The 18828-nt window shown below is 61.8% G+C and carries 16 protein-coding genes and 1 pseudogene; 3 read left to right on the forward strand and 14 right to left on the reverse strand.

The genetic code is table 11. The features are described from left to right. Nucleotide 1 precedes the first annotated feature (1 nt). The 5 genes from AC1Q6C_RS04655 to prpD form a co-directional block, all read right to left on the reverse strand. A complete protein-coding gene (locus AC1Q6C_RS04655; RefSeq protein ID WP_230359065.1) occupies nt 2–862 on the reverse strand; it encodes an SDR family NAD(P)-dependent oxidoreductase in 861 nt (286 codons plus the stop codon). Nucleotides 863–922: 60 nt separating this feature from the next. Further along, a complete protein-coding gene (locus AC1Q6C_RS04660; RefSeq protein ID WP_209921823.1) occupies nt 923–1705 on the reverse strand; it encodes an enoyl-CoA hydratase in 783 nt (260 codons plus the stop codon). Nucleotides 1706–1894: 189 nt separating this feature from the next. Continuing rightward, entirely contained in the window at nt 1895–3016 is a 1122-nt protein-coding gene (locus AC1Q6C_RS04665) for a bifunctional 2-methylcitrate synthase/citrate synthase (protein WP_047269777.1), read from the reverse strand. Next, nucleotides 3013–3930: a methylisocitrate lyase gene (prpB, locus tag AC1Q6C_RS04670; RefSeq protein WP_042448311.1), complete on the reverse strand. Its 918-nt coding sequence runs from the start codon at nt 3928–3930 to the stop codon at nt 3013–3015. The genes AC1Q6C_RS04665 and prpB overlap by 4 nt, the downstream gene beginning before the upstream one ends. Continuing rightward, nucleotides 3930–5432: a 2-methylcitrate dehydratase PrpD gene (gene prpD / locus AC1Q6C_RS04675; RefSeq protein ID WP_007732586.1), complete on the reverse strand. Its 1503-nt coding sequence runs from the start codon at nt 5430–5432 to the stop codon at nt 3930–3932. The genes prpB and prpD overlap by 1 nt, the downstream gene beginning before the upstream one ends. 167 nt (nt 5433–5599) lie before the next feature. On the opposite strand from prpD, the gene AC1Q6C_RS04680 reads away from it, so the two are divergent. Together AC1Q6C_RS04680 and AC1Q6C_RS04685 are read left to right on the forward strand one after the other, a co-directional pair. Next, the gene (locus tag AC1Q6C_RS04680; protein ID WP_003939891.1) at nt 5600–7021 is read left to right on the forward strand and encodes a short-chain fatty acyl-CoA regulator family protein; all 1422 of its coding nucleotides are present in this window, start codon (nt 5600–5602) and stop codon (nt 7019–7021) included. Nucleotides 7022–7088: 67 nt separating this feature from the next. Continuing rightward, entirely contained in the window at nt 7089–8084 is a 996-nt protein-coding gene (locus tag AC1Q6C_RS04685) for an endonuclease/exonuclease/phosphatase family protein (protein WP_054186495.1), read from the forward strand. Nucleotides 8085–8154: 70 nt separating this feature from the next. Here AC1Q6C_RS04685 and AC1Q6C_RS04690 read toward each other — a convergent pair. From AC1Q6C_RS04690 to AC1Q6C_RS04715, 6 genes and pseudogenes are all read right to left on the reverse strand, one after another. After that, a pseudogene (locus tag AC1Q6C_RS04690) lies at nt 8155–9392 on the reverse strand (HNH endonuclease signature motif containing protein). Nucleotides 9393–9506: 114 nt separating this feature from the next. Next, nucleotides 9507–11414, reverse strand: a complete 1908-nt coding sequence (locus AC1Q6C_RS04695) for an alkyl/aryl-sulfatase (RefSeq protein WP_230359067.1) — start codon at nt 11412–11414, stop codon at nt 9507–9509. A gap of 63 nt (nt 11415–11477) precedes the next feature. Further along, a complete protein-coding gene (locus AC1Q6C_RS04700) occupies nt 11478–11804 on the reverse strand; it encodes an SHOCT domain-containing protein (RefSeq protein ID WP_003939954.1) in 327 nt (108 codons plus the stop codon). 24 nt (nt 11805–11828) lie between these two features. Then, entirely contained in the window at nt 11829–12257 is a 429-nt protein-coding gene (locus AC1Q6C_RS04705; RefSeq protein WP_007732604.1) for a DUF6325 family protein, read from the reverse strand. Nucleotides 12258–12327: 70 nt separating this feature from the next. Then, complete coding sequence (locus AC1Q6C_RS04710; RefSeq protein WP_007732605.1) at nt 12328–13599, reverse strand: MFS transporter; 1272 nt, start codon at nt 13597–13599, stop codon at nt 12328–12330. Nucleotides 13600–13644: 45 nt separating this feature from the next. Beyond that, the gene (locus AC1Q6C_RS04715) at nt 13645–14640 is read right to left on the reverse strand and encodes an aldo/keto reductase (RefSeq protein ID WP_230359069.1); all 996 of its coding nucleotides are present in this window, start codon (nt 14638–14640) and stop codon (nt 13645–13647) included. A gap of 101 nt (nt 14641–14741) precedes the next feature. Here AC1Q6C_RS04715 and AC1Q6C_RS04720 point away from each other — a divergent pair, with 101 nt between their 5' ends. Further along, nucleotides 14742–15299 carry a TIGR03086 family metal-binding protein gene (locus AC1Q6C_RS04720; RefSeq protein WP_020970773.1) on the forward strand — a complete coding sequence of 186 codons (558 nt, stop codon included), beginning with the start codon at nt 14742–14744 and terminating at the stop codon, nt 15297–15299. Here the strand turns inward: AC1Q6C_RS04720 and AC1Q6C_RS04725 are convergent. From AC1Q6C_RS04725 to AC1Q6C_RS04735, 3 genes are all read right to left on the reverse strand, one after another. Further along, entirely contained in the window at nt 15296–16570 is a 1275-nt protein-coding gene (locus AC1Q6C_RS04725; protein ID WP_054187442.1) for an alkaline phosphatase family protein, read from the reverse strand. The genes AC1Q6C_RS04720 and AC1Q6C_RS04725 overlap by 4 nt on opposite strands. Continuing rightward, nucleotides 16567–18255: an alkaline phosphatase D family protein gene (locus AC1Q6C_RS04730; protein WP_007732613.1), complete on the reverse strand. Its 1689-nt coding sequence runs from the start codon at nt 18253–18255 to the stop codon at nt 16567–16569. Before AC1Q6C_RS04730 ends, AC1Q6C_RS04725 begins: the two co-directional genes overlap by 4 nt. 103 nt (nt 18256–18358) lie before the next feature. Then, the gene (locus AC1Q6C_RS04735) at nt 18359–18700 is read right to left on the reverse strand and encodes a hypothetical protein (protein ID WP_003940142.1); all 342 of its coding nucleotides are present in this window, start codon (nt 18698–18700) and stop codon (nt 18359–18361) included. Nucleotides 18701–18828 lie beyond the last annotated feature (128 nt).

Consider the following 18828-nt stretch of genomic DNA (forward strand, 5'->3'; position numbering starts at 1 on the left):
CCTAGAACGGGCGGACAGGGCCGGCAGCATCCGCGAAGTCTGCACTGCGAGCCAGGTCGGCCCAGACGCATACCTCGGCGAGATTCTTCCGATACGACGCGGAGACACGCTCCACGGCTTCCTTTCCGAGTGGCAGACGAAGTGGCACATTCTCGCTGTGCACGAGCGAGGTGATGATCTCTGCTGCTTTCTCCGGATCACCCTCCTGAACACCGTCTGCGGCCGCCATGTCCCGCAGAACGGGATCCAGCAAATCACGGTATTCCGATGATGATTCGGCGAAGCTCAGAACGCCAGGCGTGTTGAATGCTGTACGGAATCGGCTGGGCTCGACGATCATCACCCGAACGCCGAACTGCGCGACCTCACCGGCGAGAGCCTCCGACCAACCCTCGAGAGCGAACTTCGACGCCGAGTACGCCCCGACACCGGGAAACGACATACGGCCGCCTTGACTGCTCATCTGCACGATCGTCCCGCTGCCCTGCTCTCGCATCGACGGGAGGACGGCGCGCACCATCGCGGCGGGTCCGATCAGGTGCAGTTCCATGAGATCCCGCAAGGTCGAATCGTCCACCATCTCCGCCGCGCCGACCATCCCACGACCGGCATTGTTGACCAGCACGTCGATGCGACCGAAGCGCTCGAGCGCATATTCGACGACGCCCGGAGCCGCTGCGGTATCTCTGACGTCGAACGTCACCGCCGAGAACCGATCCGGATTCGCCGACGCAATATCTGCAACGGACTCGGGACGACGAACTGCAGCGACTACCGCGTCCCCCGATCGAAGTGCAGACAGTGCGAGTTCACGGCCGAAACCCTGAGAAACTCCAGTGATGATCCAGGTCTTTGTTGTCATGGTCGGCAACGCTAGGGGTTAGAGCGCGCTCCAACGCAAGCCTGTGGTTCTACCGCCGAACTACACGCCGGCCCACACCGGTCGTTCCCCGCGAAGGAAACCGTCGACGCCGGCTTTGAAGTCGTCACTGCTGTAGATCATGCTCATCAGATCATCGTTGTCGGCAATCACTCGGGTTCTGATGCGTCGCAGGGACTCCCGAATAGTCCAGACGGTCATCGGGGCGGCGGCAAGTAGATCGCGAGATACCTGGGCAGTCAGGGGCGCGAACTCGGACTCTGTTGCACAGTCGCTGAGGAAGCCGCTCCGCAGAGCCTCGCCACTCGACATCACCCCAGCCCGAGCGATCAACGACATCAGACGCGAACTGCCGATCCTGTCCGCCAGCAACGCCACGGAATGGATCGACAACGAGTTTCCGAGTGTGCGCGCGATCGGTAGGCAGAAGCGTGACCCCTGCGTCGCGATCCGCACATCGCACGCTGCCGACAGCAACAGCCCTGCTCCCGCGCACACACCGTCGATGACCGCGAGGGTGGGAACCCTCACTTTCTCGAGTTCGGTCAGTACGCCGACGAACCGGCTTTCGTAGTCGAGCCCGTCGTGAAAGCTCGAGAAGGTTTGAAAGTGGCCAATGTCGGAGCCCGCCGAGAACGCCTCTCCCCCAGCACCTCGGAGAGTGAGCAACCGAATCTCGCGGTCGGAGTCGGCGCGCCGGCAGGCTCCGGCAATGGCGTCGTACATCTGCGGGGTCAATGCGTTGCGCTTTTCCGGCCGGTTGAACACGACGTCGAGGGTCTCGCCACGACGGATGATCAAGATTTCTTCGTGCGTTTCAGTCATGACACTCACGTTATTTCCGGTAGAGAAAAGTCGAAACACATTGCACTTGAATATCTTTGCGAATTCTCGATGCAAAGTTGCAGATAGTGCGAACGGAGAAGCGTCGACGAGGCCAGGAGACGGTGATGCCAGAACCGAACCTCGCCGACGCAGTATCAAAGGGGTGTCATGCCACGACAGCAAAAAGTGTCATGCCACGACTGTGCGCTGTGGCACGCCCGAATACTGGCTCAGCGGCCTGATCAGTGCATTCGACTGCCCCTGCTCGATGATGTGCGCCGTCCATCCGGTGATGCGGCTCATCACGAAGATCGGCGTGAACATCTCGACGTCGAAGCCCATGAGGAAATATGCAGGGCCCGTGGGGAAATCGAGATTCGGCTTGATTCCGGTGGCACTGACCATGGTCTTCTCGAGGATCTCGTACATCTGCACCCACTTCTCGCCGTCGGTCGCTGCCGCGACGTCGAGGAGGGCCTGCTTCATGGTCGGAACACGCGAATCACCGTTCTTGTAGACGCGGTGCCCGAAGCCCATGACCTTCTCCTTGGCAGCCAACTTCTCCGACATCCAGGCTTCGGCGCGGTCGGGGTCGTCGATCTCGAGCATGTCGTGCATGACAGCTTCGTTTGCACCGCCGTGCAACGGGCCCTTGAGCGTGCCGATAGCAGCGGTCACTGCGCTGTAGATGTCCGAAAGTGTGGACGTCACAACACGAGCGGCGAACGTCGAGGCGTTGAAGGAGTGCTCCGCGTACAGGATCAGCGAGACCTCGAAGGCCTTCACGATCGCCGACTCCGGAACAGCACCGAAACACATGTTCAAGAAGTTTTCGGCGAAACCCAGGTCCGACTGCGGCGCGATGGGATCCTGACCGCGCCGGCGGCGGAAATCGGCTGCGACGATGGTCGGCAGCACAGCCGTCATCCGCAGCGCCTTGGCCAGATTGGCCTTCTCCGAGTTGTCGTCCTCCGCCGGATCCTCGGCGCCGAGGTAGCTGATCGCCGTGCGGACAACATCCATGGGGTGGCAGTTGTCCGGCATCTTGGTCAGGAGTGAGAGCAGTGAGCGGTCGGCACGACGGGCCGCACGCTCACGCAGGCAGAGTAATTCGAGCTGCTCGGGAGTCGGCAGTTCGCCGTACCAGAGCAGGTGCGCAACTTCTTCGAAGCTGCAGTTCGCGGCAAGGTCCTGCACTGCGTAACCGCGATACGTCAACGAATTCGTCTCGGGCACTACCTTGGAGATAGCCGTCGTATCGACGACAACTCCGGCCAAGCCCTTGTAGATCGTCGGAATCTGTTCGGTCATGTCCTACTCCCCTCCAAGCTGAAATTGAAAATGCCACTGTCGAATTCGTTGTAGCGCTCGTACTCGAGAATCTCGTACAACCTGCTGCGATGCTGCATTTCGCCGAGCAGTCCTTCTTGCGTGCCCTCCGCAAAAATCTCGCGCAGACCCTTTTCGATAGCGAACATCGCCAGCCGAAGGGTGGTCACGGGGTAGATGACGGCGTTGAAACCGATCTCTTCCAACGTCTTCGCCGAAATGAGATTCGACTTCCCGAACTCGGTCATGTTGGCGAGGAGCGGAGTGTCGACTGCTGCGCGGAACTTCTCGAAGTCGGCCTCGGTGGCAAGAGCTTCGGTGAAGATCAGATCGGCACCGGCATCCACATAGGCCTTTGCTCGCTCGATCGCCGCGTCGATACCGTCGATTCCGGCAGCATCGGTGCGCGCGCAGATGACGAAGTTCGGGTCACGACGCGCCGACACTGCAGCACGAACACGGCGAACCATGTCTTCGGTGGGCACAATTGCTTTGCCGTCGAGGTGCCCGCAGCGTTTGGGGTTGATCTGATCCTCGAGGTGCAGACCGGCTATTCCGTCGTCCTCGAAGATCGTGACCGTGCGGGCCGCGCTCATAGGTTCACCGAAACCGGTGTCCGCGTCGACGAGCGTCGGGAGGTCCGTGACGCGCGCGATCTGCTTGCTGTGGCCGGCGACCTCGGTCAAGGTGGTCAGTCCGATGTCGGGAAGCGCCAATCCGGCGGAGTACGCACCACCTGAAACGTAGACACCCTCGAACCCGATTTCCTGAATCAGTCTGGCTGTCAGCGGATTGATCGCACCCGGGAGTCGTTGAATCTTTCCGGACGTCAGCCCGGCCCGGAAGGCAATCCGCTTGTCGGCTGCAGACGTCGCTGCTGCGATGAGGCCCGACATCAGAAAAGTCCCTTGGCGACCTTGGGAGCCCGAGCGAGAACGTCTTCGGAAACGGTGAAGGTCAGCTGATCGAGTTCGCCTGCCTTCAATTCGGCGGTGCGCTGAGCCGCATCGAGGAAGCGGTCCTGTTCGCTCGGCTCGATGACGCCCTCGGCGAGGGTGCGGAATTTCGCGACGTACTGATCGCGAGCGAACGGACGTGCGCCGAGCGGGTGCGCATCGGCCACCGCAAGCTCGTCGACGATGACTTCGCCGCTCTTCAAGGTGATCTCGGCGCGAGCACCGAAAGCCTTCTCGTCCGGATCCGTCGAGTGGTAACGGCGTGTCCATTCGGGATCTTCGCGCGTGGAGATCTTGTTCCACAGCTCGATCGTGTCCGCGCGCTGTGCACGCTCGGACGCGTAGGAATGTTCGTGGTGCCACGTACCGTCCTGTAGCGCAACGGCAAAGATGTACATCACCGAGTGGTCGAGGGTTTCACGCGAGGCGGTCGGGTCGAACTTCTGCGGATCGCCGGAACCGGTGCCGATGACGACGTGGGTGTGGTGACTGGTATGCAGGACGATCGACGCGATCTGGTCGAGATCACCGACACGAGAACGCATTCGGCGAGCGAGGTCGATCGGCGCCTGGCTCTGGTACTCCGCGGAGTGTTCTTTGGTGTACGAGTCGAGGATGGCGCGCTTCGCCTCACCCGAACCGGGCAGCGGAACGTGGTACTCCTTGTCCGGGCCACCGAGTAGCCAGGCGATGACGCCGTCTTCGCCTTCCCAGATCGGTGACGGTGCGCCCTCACCGCGCATCGCGCGGTCGACCGCCTCTACGGCAACCTTGCCTGCCAGCGCAGGCGCGTACGCCTTCCAACTGGAGATCTCGCCCTTGCGGGACTGACGTGTCGCCGTCGTGAGGTGCAGCGCCTGGCCGATTGCCTGGTAGACCGTCTCGGTGCCCAGGCCCAGCAAAGTTCCGATACCTGCCGCAGCCGAGGGGCCGAGGTGTGCGACGTGGTCGATCTTGTGCTCGTGCAGGCAGATAGCCCGAACCAGGTCGATCTGGATCTCGTAGCCGGTCGCCAGACCACGAATCAGGTCTCGACCGTCACGGCTGGTGTGCTGAGCGACGGCGAGGATCGGCGGGATGTTGTCTCCGGGGTGCGAGTACTCGGCGGCGAGGAACGTGTCGTGGAAATCGAGTTCACGAACCGCGACACCGTTGGCCCAGGCGGCCCATTCAGGCGAGAACGTACCGGGGATACCGAACACGGTGGAGCCTGGCGTATACGGATGCGACTGTGCTTGCGCCCGCGCATTCACCACGGGACGGCGCACCAGGGAAGCTGCGGCAACTGCCGCGTTGTCGATGATCCGGTTGACGATCATGTCGGATGTGGCGTCCGTGACGTCGACGGAATCCGTCGCAACTTCCGCGATCTTCCACGCGAGGTGGTCTTCCTTGGGGAACTCTTCGGCAGAGCGGTGAGTGCGTACGAGATGCGTCTTCATCGGTCCTCTTCTCACGTTCTTCGGTATCTATTTGCACGCTACGCAGCTCATTCACCTCGGGATAGGCCCTCGCAATTGCCTATTTGTGCAATGACAATGCTGCAATGTTGCGAATGTTGCGAATAGCTTCTCGGTAGGGTGAACGCGATCGGCACCGAGGAGATTCGATGAAGAAGATGTACGCGGGAGCGCGGCTGCGACGGCTGCGGGAGGAACGAAACCTGTCACAGTCCGCACTGGCGAAGGCACTCGAACTCTCCCCCAGCTATGTCAATCAACTGGAGAACGATCAACGACCGCTGACGGTGCCCGTCCTTCTCAAGCTCAACGCCGAGTTCGATCTCGACGTGCAATTCTTCGCCTCCGATTCCGACGCACGCCTGGTTGCGGACGTTCATCACGCCTTGGCCGAAACTTCGGAATCTGGAGACGTATCTCTGGCCGAGGTGGACGAATTGGTGGCCCGCATGCCGGCGGTCGGACGCACCCTCGTGATGTTGCACCGCCGCCTTCACGCCGCGACAGAGCAGTTGGACCAGTTCTCGACGCAGTTGTCCGGCGAACCAGCGTCCGATGTGTCACTCGTACCGATGCCCTACGAGGAAGTTCGGGACTTCTTCTACGACCGAAAGAATCACATCGCCGTTCTGGACGACGCTGCCGAGCAGATGTTTCTGGACAACGGATTGTCCGTGGGTGCAGTGGATTTGCAACTGGCACGACTACTTCGCGATCAGCACGGCGTCACCGTGACGATCCGTACCGACGAACCCGACAAGCTCGGCCCCAAGCGTTACTACGATCCGAACAAGTCGGTCCTCACACTCGCCCGTCGTCTGTCGGCAGGACAACGCGCGTTCCAGATCGCAATGCAGTTGGCCTTCTTCACGCAGGCTGACGTGATCGATTCCCTTGTCGCCGAGGATGAATCATTGAGCGCCGAGTCCGCAGCGCTGGCTCGCGTCGGACTCGCACACTACTTTGCCGGCGCACTGCTACTCCCGTACACCCAATTCCTGCAATCCGCTGAGGCCTTGCGGTACGACATCGACCTGCTCAGCCTCAAGTTCGAGGTCGGCTTCGAGACAGTCTGCCACCGGTTGTCCACTCTCCAACGACACGGCCAACGCGGCATCCCTTTCTTCTTCGTCCGAACCGATCGCGCCGGAAACATCTCGAAGCGTCAGTCTGCTACCGCCTTTCACTTCTCCAGAGTCGGAGGCAGCTGCCCGCTGTGGGTCATCCACGAGGCATTCGCGAGCCCAGGTCGCATCCTCACTCAGGTCGCGAAGATGCCCGACGGCCGGACATACCTCTGGGTGGCGCGCACTACCCACAGCGGCGGACTCGGGTACCTCGCACCCGAGCGCAACTTCGCCGTCGGACTCGGTTGCGACATCGGCTACGCCGATCGCATGGTCTACTCACACGGAATTCAGACGGACGACCCCGCGACCATCGTGCCGATCGGCGCGGGGTGCAAAGTCTGTGACAGGCCAGCGTGCTCTCAACGCGCCTTCCCCCAACTCGGCCGCTCGATCTCCGTCAGTGAGAACAGCAGCAGCCACCTTCCGTATCCGCAACAATAGGGCGCAAACAGTAGGGCACACCGACTCCACCTGCAGTTTCCCGGAGCTACGACGCTCTTCTGCTTCCATGGACGTCATGCAACCCGATGCCGTGACCCCTCGTCGACTGGTTCTTCGCCGCCTTTCGGCCGTGGCCGGTGTGGCCGGCATCGTGACTGGTTTGGTTGCCTTGATCGCAACTCAGTTGGACGTCGATCACAACATCGTGATCGTTCTGGCGTCAGTGGCGCCCTTGTTGATGATTGCTCCGCTGATCGGTGCCGTCGTCTCGGGTATCGGGCGTCAGTGGATCGTGTGCGCCGCCTCGATCCTCGTCCTTGGGTTGTTCGGATGGTCTGTGAGCCCGCTGTACATCGGCGGAACTGGGGAGTCGACGTCTGCGAACGGTCCATCGATTCGAATCATGCAGGCCAACTTGATGGTCGGTGCAGCGGATCCGGAGTCGCTTGTGGCGATGGTCCGCGAGCGCAACGTCGACGTGGTGACGGTCCAGGAGTTGACGTACCAGGAAGCCGACGCGCTCGAAGCCGCCGGGCTTGACGAGGTTCTGAGCCACCAATTCCTCGTCCCGTACACCGACGGCGGTGGCGGGGCCGGAATCTACAGTCGCTTTCCACTCTCCAATCCGCGTAGCCTCGACGGATTCTCACCCGAAACGCTGTCCGCAGAACTGAATGTCGGCTTGGCGCAGCCAGTCACATTGTTCGCCGTGCATCCGGCACCGGCGTACATCTCACCGGCTTCGGTGTGGGCGGACGAGCAGCGAAGGCTTGGGTCTTACATGGACAAAGTCGCCGGGCGGGACAACGTGATAGTGAGCGGCGACTTCAACGCGTCGTACTCGAACAAACAGTTCCGGAATCTTCTCACGAACGGATATACCAGCGCCGCCGACCAATTGGGTTCCGGCCTGATCCCGACCTATCCGACCGACAAGCGGTATCCGGCGGTGGTCGGTATCGACCACATCATCACGAAAGGCGCCGTGGCGACATCCTTGGAACGGATCGAGATCGAGGGATCCGATCACCACGGCCTGATTGCCGACATCACGTTGTCTTGAGTAAATACTGGATTGAGCAAGCACCGGGGCATGGTTGTGCCCCGGTGCTCACGTCTTCAGTTGTCGCGGTTCACGCCGCTGTGGGTGGGCTGTTCCCGCCGATCGGCTGTTGATACGGATCGATCGACATCGGTGGATAGAACACCGTTTTCCGATCCGGGCCGATCTCCACCCGCCATTCGGTGTGGTGCAGTGTCCGGTGGTGATGGCCGCACAACAAGATCAGGTTGTCGAGATCCGTTGGGCCACCATCGTTCCAGTGAACAATATGATGGGCATCGCACCACCCCGACGGCGTCCCACATCCCGGAAACGCGCAACCACCATCACGAACCGCCAACGCCCGCCGCTGCGGAACCGTCGCCGTTCTCGCTTCCTTGCCGCAGTCGAGTGGAACACCATTCTCGTCCAACAAAATCCGCGTCACGGTGCAGTCGCACGCCAACATCCGCGCGGTATCGATACTGATGGGGCCCACCCAATCCGCCCACGCGAAACCCAACTCCTCGGTGGACGGCAGGAGGTCTTTCAACGCCTTGAGGTCTGTCATGTCTTTTGCGCTGGCGGTGACCGTGATGTGCGGTTTCACTCCGCCTTCGATCGGACCCAACCCCGCCCGCTCGTACCGCCGCAGTAGTTCGCAGAACCCGTCCGCGCGCCGCAGCGCCGGCGTGCGGGTGTCCTTGACCCCGTCCTTCTCCGGCGTCGGCGCAGACAGGCTCGACAACAACGTGATCAACCGGGCCCCGTTCACAGCATCCAGATCACCCTTCACCGACACTCGCCCGTACAACCCTTTCGACGCGTAGAACTCGTTACGCTCCGAATCCTCACCAACCGGAACGCCGTCTTCGCGCTTGCCGTACTGCTTCTCGATTCGGCGGATCGCTGCTCGCACCGCATCACAATCGGCGATGTTCTTCGACGCCAGGCCAAGCAGGATTCCGCGGGCCTTGTCCACATCCGCCAGGGTCATGTTCTTCGGTGGATGCTGACAAAACGACGCCACCTGACGGGCTTTCAACGCATCCACGTCACCGCGGTGAAACGCATCGCCCACCACGGGTTCGAGCATCAGCAACCGCGCCAACCCGACCAGCAGACTGCACTCACCGATCTCCAGATTCGTCGACCCGTGCAACCACTGCGCGATCGCCCGAAAACCCTTCCCGCCGAGAACCTCACGGGAAACATCTCCACGATCAGCAACACCATCCGCGATTGCAGCTCGTGCCGGACGCGCACCAGAGCCAGAACCTCACTCTTGAGGCCCTCACCGTCCAGCTGCCACGCTCCCCGACTATCCATGCCGAAAGTTTAATCGAACATACTTTCGAGAACCAGAGACAAAACGGACAACTTCAAAAAGGTGCGCGACTCGAGACCTGTTGAATTACAGGCTCGTTCACGACTGATACAGCGCTAGGTCGGAGTGACTATCGCAAAGTTCGGATCCGGCTCGTCGAGGTATCCGGCAAGTTCTGCGAGCTTCGCCGGGTCGCCGGAAACCGAGATGGTTCCATTCGCAATCTCGGCACCCAAGTCCACACCACCGAGCAGCACACCGAGTAAGTCGCGCCGACTCAAACTGAACATCGCATCCACAGACCCAGCATCTGCAGACCCACTTTCCACGTCGAAATGGATCAGAACTCCGTTGCTGAGTTCCGTTCGGTGAACGATGTTTTCGTCAGTGATGTTCCAATCGACGACGATGTGCGAGCCCGCTGCGCGCACTCCATCCACGCGCAGCGATACTGCATCGAAGACTTGACTTACCGACAGCGCTGCGGTGATGTCGGGCGCCGCGGCAACCGTGGGCGTCCCCACTGAGCCGTTGCGCAGTTCGTATGCACCGGTGAGGTAGAAGTTCCGCCATGTGCCGTTCTCGGCGCCGTACCCGAGTTGCTCGAAGGTATCGGCCTGCAGATTCTTGGCCTCGACGTTGTCCGGTTCAGCGAAGACCACGTAGTTCACCACCTGCGCAACCCAGCGAAAGTCGCTGCGCTCGTACGATTCCCGAGCTTTCCGTAACACTTCTGCTGATCCGCCCATGAACTCCACGTGACGCTTGGCCGATTCGACGGGTGGATGCTCCCACAGATGCGCAGGGTTACCGTCGAACCAACCCATGTATCGCTGGTAGATGGATTTGACGTTGTGACTGACGGAACCGTAGTACCCGTGCGTGTGCCACGCTTGCGCCAATGCAGTTGGCAGCTCGATCGATTCGGCGATCTCGAGACCGGTCCACCCCTGATTGATTCGACGAAGTGTCTGATCGTGAAGGTACCCGTAGAGGTCGCGCTGCAATGACAGGAACTCGGTGAGCCGTTCGGTCCCCCACGTCGGCCAGTGGTGGGACGCAAACAGAACGTCGGATCGTGAGGCGTAACGATTGATCGATTCCGTCAGGTACGCAGACCAGACATGCGGATCTCGTACCAGGGCACCGCGAAGCGTGAGCAGGTTGTGGAGAGTATGAGTTGCGTTCTCCGCCATACACAGTGCGCGCAAATCCGGGAAGTAGAAGTTCATCTCGGACGGGGCCTCGGTTCCGGGCGTCATCTGGAATTCGATCCGAACGCCGTCGATCGTCTCCGTGTGACCTGTCTTCGAGATCGACACCGTCGGCGAAATGAGCGTCGGTGTGCCGGTTGAGGTGGTCTGCCCCAACCCGGCTCCGACGCTACCTCGGGGACCTCGGGGTAAGGCCGCTCCGTACATGTAGGCCGCGCGTCGAGCCATTGCCGTTCCCGCATAGACGTTTTCCTCGACCGCGTGCTCCACGAGCCCGGTGGGTGCGACGATCACGCATCGCCCGGCGGCGACGTCGTCGTCGGTGGTCACACCTTTGACCCCGCCGAAGTGGTCGATGTGCGAATGCGTGTAGATCACCGCGACAACCGGTCGATCACCACGGTGTTCCCGGTACAACGCGAGCCCGGCAGCAGCGGTTTCCCGGGAGATCAGTGGATCGATGACGATGATTCCGGTATCTCCCTCGATCAACGTCATGTTCGACAGATCAAGTCCGCGAATCTGATAGATCGAATCCGTCACCGCAAAGAGTCCCTGCTTGGCGACCAACTTCGACTGACGCCACAAGCTCGGATTGACCGTTGGCGGGCAGTCCTCGTCAAGGAACGCGTAGGAATCGTTGTTCCACAGGACTTTTCCGTCCGAATCGGAAACCAGCCCCGGATCGAGTGCGGCGACGAAACCCCGCTTCGCCTCGGTGAAGTCGGCGTCGTCGGAGAACGGTAGAGTCTCGGCGACTCGGGCGTTCGCGGCTTCGATTGCGGCCGATGCCGCACGTGGGTCGATCATAAGTCAGCCTTTCACGCCGAATTGCGGCAATGCGCATTGCCGCAATTGAAGAGAACAGCAGGGCTAGCTCAGCAACTGCGCCTTTGCCGCCGCGAACTCGGCATCGGTCAACACGCCGGACTGATGAAGCTGTCCCAACTCCTGCAGCTTGGAGACCAGATCGTCCGCGCCTGAAGGGGGAACGGACTGCACGGGGGCGACCTGCTGCTGCGGCGGCGGCTGTTGCTGCTGGTACTCCTGCTGATATTCCTGCTGCTGCTCGCTGGCCTTTCGTTGACTCCGTCGATCCATGGCGTTGGACGTCGCCTTTGCGGTTCCAGCCACTACCGCCGTGCGCGCCACCGTGCCGAGCAACCCCGGCCGCCCTCTGCGTCCACCTCGAAAAACCATGCCGAACTCCTTGGGTAATTGTCGCTACTGAAATGCTGCTTCGACCGCTGCGACGACTACCTCGCGCGGTATCTGAACGTGAAGGACTACGTCGCCGCCGCCACCGCGAACCGTCGACGCGAGCTCACGCGCCCACGTCTGCTCGTAGACGATGACTGCGGCGGACGTTCCTGGTTCGAGTGACTCACGGACCACGTCCAGGTCCTCGTCACTGATCAATGCCTTGGCTTCGATGGACAGAATCGCCAGTCCGATGTCGGTGAGATCTTCGTCGACATCGATCTGCGACACCTGTCCGTCCGCGTCCTTGGCGATGTACACGAGGTCGAGCAGAGTGACAAAACCTCGTTCCACCACGTTCTGCAGCGCGGCGACAGCTTCAGGATCCACAGTTGAACCTGGGAATGCCAGCACCACGAGCTCGACCGGTCCGATGTTCATTGCGTCGTTCATCCATCAAGCCTGGTGGCTCGGACGCTTGGGAACCTCACCCGCAGGGGATGAATTACCCGATGCGATCGAGTTATTTGTTGCGACGAATGACTTCGCGAATCGGCCGTACGTGTACGCCTTCTGCTGCGAGGGCTCGCCGGGCTTTGCCTCGGGTAACGAGCACACCGACGATACCGAGAATCCAAACCGGATATTGCACCATCCAGGCGACACGGAATCCGTCGAACGTGTACCCGCCCATGTGCCCGAGGATGACGCCCATCACTTGAATCACGATGAGGGAAGCGAGGAATCCCCCGATGTTGACCATGCCCTGCGCGGTGCCCATCGCCGAACTCGGATTGGATGTGCGCGCGTAGTCGAAGCCGATCACCGAACCCGGCCCACCCACCGAGATGACGACCACCAGGATCGTCAACAACCAGAGCGGAGACGGTTCGCTTCGTGAAAGCACGATCGTCCACATGAGCGCGCTGGCCACCATGATGGTGAGAACCAACCACGATCGACGCATGGGATAGCGACCGGTGAGAATACCGAGGATCGGGCCGGCCACGATTGCCGAGATGACTGACAGCGTCAGCAGCGAGCCGACCGTCGTGGAGTCGAGGCCTTGAGCCGATTTCAGGTACGGCACACCCCACAGCAGCGCGAACGTCGTGATCGAGAACTGAGTCCCCATGTGGCTGAAGAACCCGAGTCGGGTGCCGGGCCGCATCCACACCGTCTTGATCTGTCGCCCGATCTCCTTGGCGCCCGCCGGCACGGCGACCACGTCGGCACCGGGAGGCGCGTCGCGGATGACACTCAACGCCAGCGCAAACGCCAACAGTCCGACAGCGGCAGCGCTGCCGTAGGCAAAAGTCCAGCCCGGTCCGGACAACAGCAACATGAACGGAAGCGCAGACATCACCTGGCCCAGCTGACCGAGGATGCCCGTGAACTGCGAGACCAACGGCACCTGCCGGGGCGGGAACCACTGCGGTACCAACCGCAACACCGAGATGAAGGTGAGTGCATCCCCGGCACCGACGGCAATACGTGCACCGATCGCGACGGGCAGCGATTCGGTGAAGGCGAGAGCCAACTGCGCGGACATCATGATGAACGCACCGACTGCGATCATGATCCGCGAACCGTAGCGGTCGAGGAGGACTCCCGCCGGAATCTGCATGCCGGCGTACACAACGATCTGCAGCACGACGAAGCTCGACAGAACGCTGGGCGAGATCGAGAACCGATCAGCAGCAGACAGACCCGAGACGCCGAACGAAGTGCGGTGAAGCACGGCGATCACGTAGGCAAAAACACCGACACCCCAGACCAACCACACTTTTTTCATCGGGTCTGTATGTTACTCCTGTCTTTCGCAAGGCTCAGGACATGATTATTCGCGGCCCTGAGAGACCCAATTCAAATCAGCCGAACGGAGGCCTTCGGTAATCGCGGCGAGGGAGTCGAGGCGAGCGATCTGGTCTTCGCTCAGAACGATGTCCAACGCTCCGGCGTTTTCCGTGACTCGTGCAGCGAACCGCGTGCCGGGAATCGAAACGGAAGGCAACCCGTGCTGACGGCCCTTGGCATCGAGCCATGCCAGGGAAACCTGTGCAGGCGTCGCGCCGAGCTCCTCACCGACGGCGCGGACCACGTCGAGAACCTTCTGATTAGCAGGGAGCGCGGAGTCCGAGAAGCGTGGGAAGCGTCGGCGCAGGTCGTTGTCACCGAGCGTCTCCGCATCGAACGATCCCGCCAGGAAGCCTCGGCCCACAGGTGAGAAGGGCACGAATCCGACTCCGAGTTCCGCGGCGGTGGGTACTACCTTGTTCTCGACGTCCCGACTCCAGATGCTCCATTCCGACTGGATCGCCGCGATCGGATGCACCCCGTACGCACGACGCAGTTCATCGCCGGTCGCCTCGGACAGGCCGATGTTGCGGACCTTGCCCGCCTTCACCTGCTCCGCGATCGCGCCGACGGTGTCTTCGATCGGCACGTTCGGGTCGACCCGGTGCAAGTAGTAGAGGTCGACATGATCGACGCCGAGTCGTCCCAGAGACTCGTCGAGTGCCCGCGGCACGTAAGCCGGGTCTCCGTTGATCCCGCGCTGACCGTTGGCGATGTTGCCGACCAGACCGAACTTGGTCGCCAACTGCACTTCGTCCCGGCGGTCTTTGAGAAGCTCTCCCACCGCACGCTCGCTCGAGCCCTCGCCGTACACGTTGGCGGTGTCGATGAACGTGATCCCGATGTCCACCGCATGGTGCAGCGTGGCGAGCGCCTCGGCCGGATCCACCGGGCCGTAGACCGGGGCGACGGACATCGCGCCGTATCCCTGGGCGCTGACAGTGAGACCTTCGGCCAGAGTGACGGTGGGGACGGTCATGAAAACTCCTCGATTCGACTGAGCGACAACCCCGACAGTCTTCACCGAATCGAAGCCTCACGCACCGATTAACGTCACGCTGATCGGGTTACCCTCGAGTGATGGCATTCGATTGGCTCGAACTCGTACTCACCGCCCACCGCGAATTCGGTTCACGACTCGCTGCGGTCGAGGACTGGAACGCACCCACGCCCGACTCCGACTGGCACGTCGAACACCTCGTCCGCCACGTCATCGAGGAGCAGCAGTGGGTACCGCCGCTCCTGGCCGGACTGACGGTCGGCGAGGCGACACCGGACATCGTTCCCGTCGGGGACGACCTGTGGACCGAATGGCAGAAGTACTCCGATGCCGCCATCAAGGCGTGGAAATCGACGGACCTCAGTGCCCACGTTCACCTCTCGTACGGCACGGTGAAGGTGGAACCCTATCTGCGCCAGCAGACCTCGGACGTCACCATCCACACCTGGGACCTTGCGCGAGCGGTCGGAGCAGACGAGCGACTCGATCCAGACCTCGTCGAGGCCGTCTGGTCCGACCTCGACGGGCAGCGCGACATGCTCGCCGAGAGCGGTCTGTTTTCCGCTCCCGTCGATCTTCCTGACGATGCGTCGTTGCAGGACAAGCTGATTGCCCTGACCGGTCGCGATCCTCGTTAGACGTTCAGCGACACACCCGTCGTGCGAGCGACGCCGTCCCAGCCGCCGGCAGGTGCACCGAGGCCGAGCAGAGCCGCAACCGTCGGTGCGACGTCGATCGTGCGAGCCTGCGTGTCGATCTTCCGTCCACCGTCGAGAGCGGGATGCCCGCCGCTGAGGAAGAACGGGATGGGCAGTGTCACGAAATGACCGTGGTTGCCGGGAATCGGGTTGGACAGTGGAGTCGGATCACTGAACCGCCAGCCCTGAGCGCAAAACGCAACGACGTCACCGGCATTGGTGCCGAGATCGAATTCGGCGGGGAGGTGGCTGGATTCGACGCCGTCCACACCATCCACGATCTGCTGAATCCGGCTGACGGCTTCCGCCCGTTCGCCATCGGGTCCGACGAAGTAGATCAGGTCTGCGCCACCGTTCTGGGCGATTCGAATCTTGCCTGCCAGCAACGGGTCCGCGTTCAGCGGTCGATCCAAGCCGATGAGCCGCGCGGGCTCCGACCAGTCCATCGAGTGGTCGGCCAACACGATCAGAATGCTCCGATTCCAGCGCCCCGTGTCATGAAGGAAGTCGACGAAGCGGCGAACCTGGTTGTCGGTGTTCTGAAGTGCAGCCGTGCGAGCGATCCGGACGGACGGACCGGACAGATCCAGGTGCCCGACCCGATCGACGTCACCGAGGTTGGTGAACGAGAGCCGCGGCGAGTTCCCGCCGACGATACGGATCAAGGCGTCGATCGTGAAGTTGTCCGGCGCATGCTCGGTACCGGGAACGAGCGGCTGCGGATCCCACACCAGTGAGGCGCGGTCACCGAACAACCCGTGCAGGTAGCGCTTCGACAGCACACTCGCAGTGGTCAATCCGAGTTCGGTGCGCACCCGATCCAGAACCGTCGATGCCTGCAGGTCGGAAGGCCGATCGAGGTCACGCTTCTTGTCGATGGCCGGATCGTAGACGGAGTTGGCGGGTACACCCGAACGCGCCGGCAGCACTCCCGTCATCATCGCCGTGTGGTTCGGCAGCGTCTCTGCGATCGTGATGGCACTGGCGTCCGGGTAGTGGATACCGCCGGCCGCAAGCCCGGTCAGCGTCGGGGTGAGCTCCGATCGCAGCTCGTCCGGCCGCATGCCGTCGACGACTATGACATGCACGTCCAGGTCTGGGATTCCGGCGCTGGTGGGAACACTCGCGCGAGCGGGCGTTCCGAGCAATGCCGTTCCGGCGACAACACTTCCACCGATCAGAACGCTACGACGCGAAACTTCGATACTCACTGGTCGACTCCTGGTCGGTACGAGGCCTGATCGAGGGCGGCCGAGGTGGGTGAGACTCTACTGCCCGCGCCTGCCGGAAGACGGTAGCTCACGGCGTAGTGCGCATTGCTCTGCGGATTGGTGAGATCGTCGACGTAGTACCAGTCCATCTGAGTACCTTCGCGGGCGATTTCGAATACGCCGTAGCCGTGCGAATCCAGTTCGACGTACCGCACGTGTCGGTTCACGGCCTTGAATGCTTCTTCTGCCGCAACGGTTACCGTGCGCGGTGGCACTTTCAGCATGTCGTCGATATTGGGCGACGTCACCGACGGGACGACGAACTCGGCGCCGACGGTCGGCCCACCCGGATAGTTGGCGGCGTTGGTCGGTAGGTCGCAGGCCCACGACGTGTGGATGTCACCGGTGATGAAGACGGTGTTGTCCACACCGTTCGAGGTGATCGCGTCGAAAAGCCTGGTGCGGTCGGCGGTGTACCCGTCCCACTGATCCGTGTTGTACGGGACACCGGCCTGCGGCACACCCACCAGTTCGGTCAACGCCGCGGTGGTCGCCGGTTCCAGCGGCGGGAACACGCAGGGCGTGATCATGACCGGATTGCCGACGACCTTCCACTGCGTCGGGGAGGTGACGATTCCGTTGGTCAACCAATCCATCTGTGCGCGTCCGGTAATGGTGCGCGACGGATCGTCGACCTGCTTCATGGTCGGTTGCTCGTCGCGGTAAGTACGCAGATCGAGCATCGAGATCTCGGCCAGATTCCCGAAGCGGAACCGACGATACAGCTGAACGCTCGAACCACTACCCGACGGGCGGACGGGCATCCACTCGAAATATGCCTTGGCCGAGTTGGCCTTTCGATCTACCCAGTCACCTTCGACACCGGGAGTGTGGTTTTCGGCGCCGTCCCGGTACGCGTTGTCGGCCGATTCGTGATCGTCCCACGTGGTGATGAACGGGAGCTTCAGGTGCAGAGCTGCCAGATCCGGGTCTGTCTTGTACTGCGCGTGCCGAATTCGGTAGTCGGCCAGCGAAATGATCTCGTGGGCCGGCTCGTGAAGGCGAACGGATCCGTTTCTCGCGCCGTACTCCCCCTGCCCGTACTCGTAGATGTAGTCACCGAGGTGGATGATCGCGTCGAGGTCTTCGCGGAACGCGAGGTGACGATAGGCACCGAAATACCCCGCCTCCCAGTTGGAGCAGGACACCACGCCGAAGCGGAGACGATCGAGATCTGCCGAGTTCGACGGAGCCGTGCGGGTGCGGCCCACCGGAGAAACAGCCGAACCCGCAGTGAATCGGTACCAGTACGTCGTCGACGAATCGAGTCCGGTGACGTCGACCTTCGCGGTGTGATCGGAATCCGCCGAAGCAGCAACACTTCCGGACGCAACGACGCTCGCGAACCCCTCATCGGTCGCGACCTGCCAGTTGAGAGTCACCGCCGGCCCGACGCCGGAACCGGGCGTCGCGTCTGCCGTCGGGGTGATGCGGGTCCAGATGATCACCGCATCCGGCAACGGGTCACCGGATGCCACGCCGTGCGCGAAGCCCGGGCTGCCACCCGGAACCTCGGCACCGGCGTGGCTCGCCGAAGCGACACCGAGACCTACTGCGCCGGCAAGGGCCGCCGATCCCTGCAGCAGGCCACGTCTGGATATTCGATCGAAGGCATTCGTGTGCACGCTAGGAGTGAACCCGCACCTGAACGGGCGTTCAAGAGAGCTTCGGGATGTTCACCCAGGCTTCGCCTGCGCTTCTCTGGAAGTTTGATCGAGTCGATCCCGATCACAACCGGTAATCGAGGGCCGAGCCTCGAACCACACCGACCTTGACTCCGATGTAACCGCCGAGTGCACCCCCGGCCGCGATCAGGATCCAGAACGCCGGCGGAAGCAGAGCCTCGGACCCGTCGACCTCGGAAAACGCGGAATAACCTGCGATCAACGCGCCGAACAGGATGGGCAGTATCAGCAGAGCGGCAAAGAAAGTCACCCACACCGATACGAAGCGGCCCTTCCACCGGGCAATCTCGTGCAGAACCGTCAGAACGACCAGGAAGACACCACTACCGGTCAAGAAGGCGGCCAGAACTGCAAATCCGAAAGCCGAAGTCAGTTCCGACTCCACGTGAATCCCCCTGTACGTCAATCACCTGCACACTCAGCCCCAACTGCGATGCGACGAGTCTATTCACGACGGACGGCGTTTGTCGGCAAGTCGAGTCGCTCGTCTGCCGGAAACACACCCCGCTGACG

Source organism: Rhodococcus sp. MT28, from assembly GCF_058792695.1.

Coding starts and splice junctions, on each gene's coding strand:
- AC1Q6C_RS04695 (WP_230359067.1), bottom strand. CDS start 11,414: ATGATCGACCCACGTGCGGCATCGGCCGCAATCGAAGCCGCGAACGCC.
- AC1Q6C_RS04720 (WP_020970773.1), top strand. CDS start 14,742: ATGGCATTCGATTGGCTCGAACTCGTACTCACCGCCCACCGCGAATTC.
- AC1Q6C_RS04655 (WP_230359065.1), bottom strand. CDS start 862: ATGACAACAAAGACCTGGATCATCACTGGAGTTTCTCAGGGTTTCGGC.
- AC1Q6C_RS04700 (WP_003939954.1), bottom strand. CDS start 11,804: ATGGTTTTTCGAGGTGGACGCAGAGGGCGGCCGGGGTTGCTCGGCACG.
- AC1Q6C_RS04705 (WP_007732604.1), bottom strand. CDS start 12,257: ATGAACGACGCAATGAACATCGGACCGGTCGAGCTCGTGGTGCTGGCA.
- AC1Q6C_RS04660 (WP_209921823.1), bottom strand. CDS start 1,705: ATGACTGAAACGCACGAAGAAATCTTGATCATCCGTCGTGGCGAGACC.
- AC1Q6C_RS04685 (WP_054186495.1), top strand. CDS start 7,089: ATGGACGTCATGCAACCCGATGCCGTGACCCCTCGTCGACTGGTTCTT.
- prpD (WP_007732586.1), bottom strand. CDS start 5,432: ATGAAGACGCATCTCGTACGCACTCACCGCTCTGCCGAAGAGTTCCCC.
- AC1Q6C_RS04680 (WP_003939891.1), top strand. CDS start 5,600: ATGAAGAAGATGTACGCGGGAGCGCGGCTGCGACGGCTGCGGGAGGAA.
- AC1Q6C_RS04665 (WP_047269777.1), bottom strand. CDS start 3,016: ATGACCGAACAGATTCCGACGATCTACAAGGGCTTGGCCGGAGTTGTC.
- prpB (WP_042448311.1), bottom strand. CDS start 3,930: ATGTCGGGCCTCATCGCAGCAGCGACGTCTGCAGCCGACAAGCGGATT.
- AC1Q6C_RS04710 (WP_007732605.1), bottom strand. CDS start 13,599: ATGAAAAAAGTGTGGTTGGTCTGGGGTGTCGGTGTTTTTGCCTACGTG.
- AC1Q6C_RS04715 (WP_230359069.1), bottom strand. CDS start 14,640: ATGACCGTCCCCACCGTCACTCTGGCCGAAGGTCTCACTGTCAGCGCC.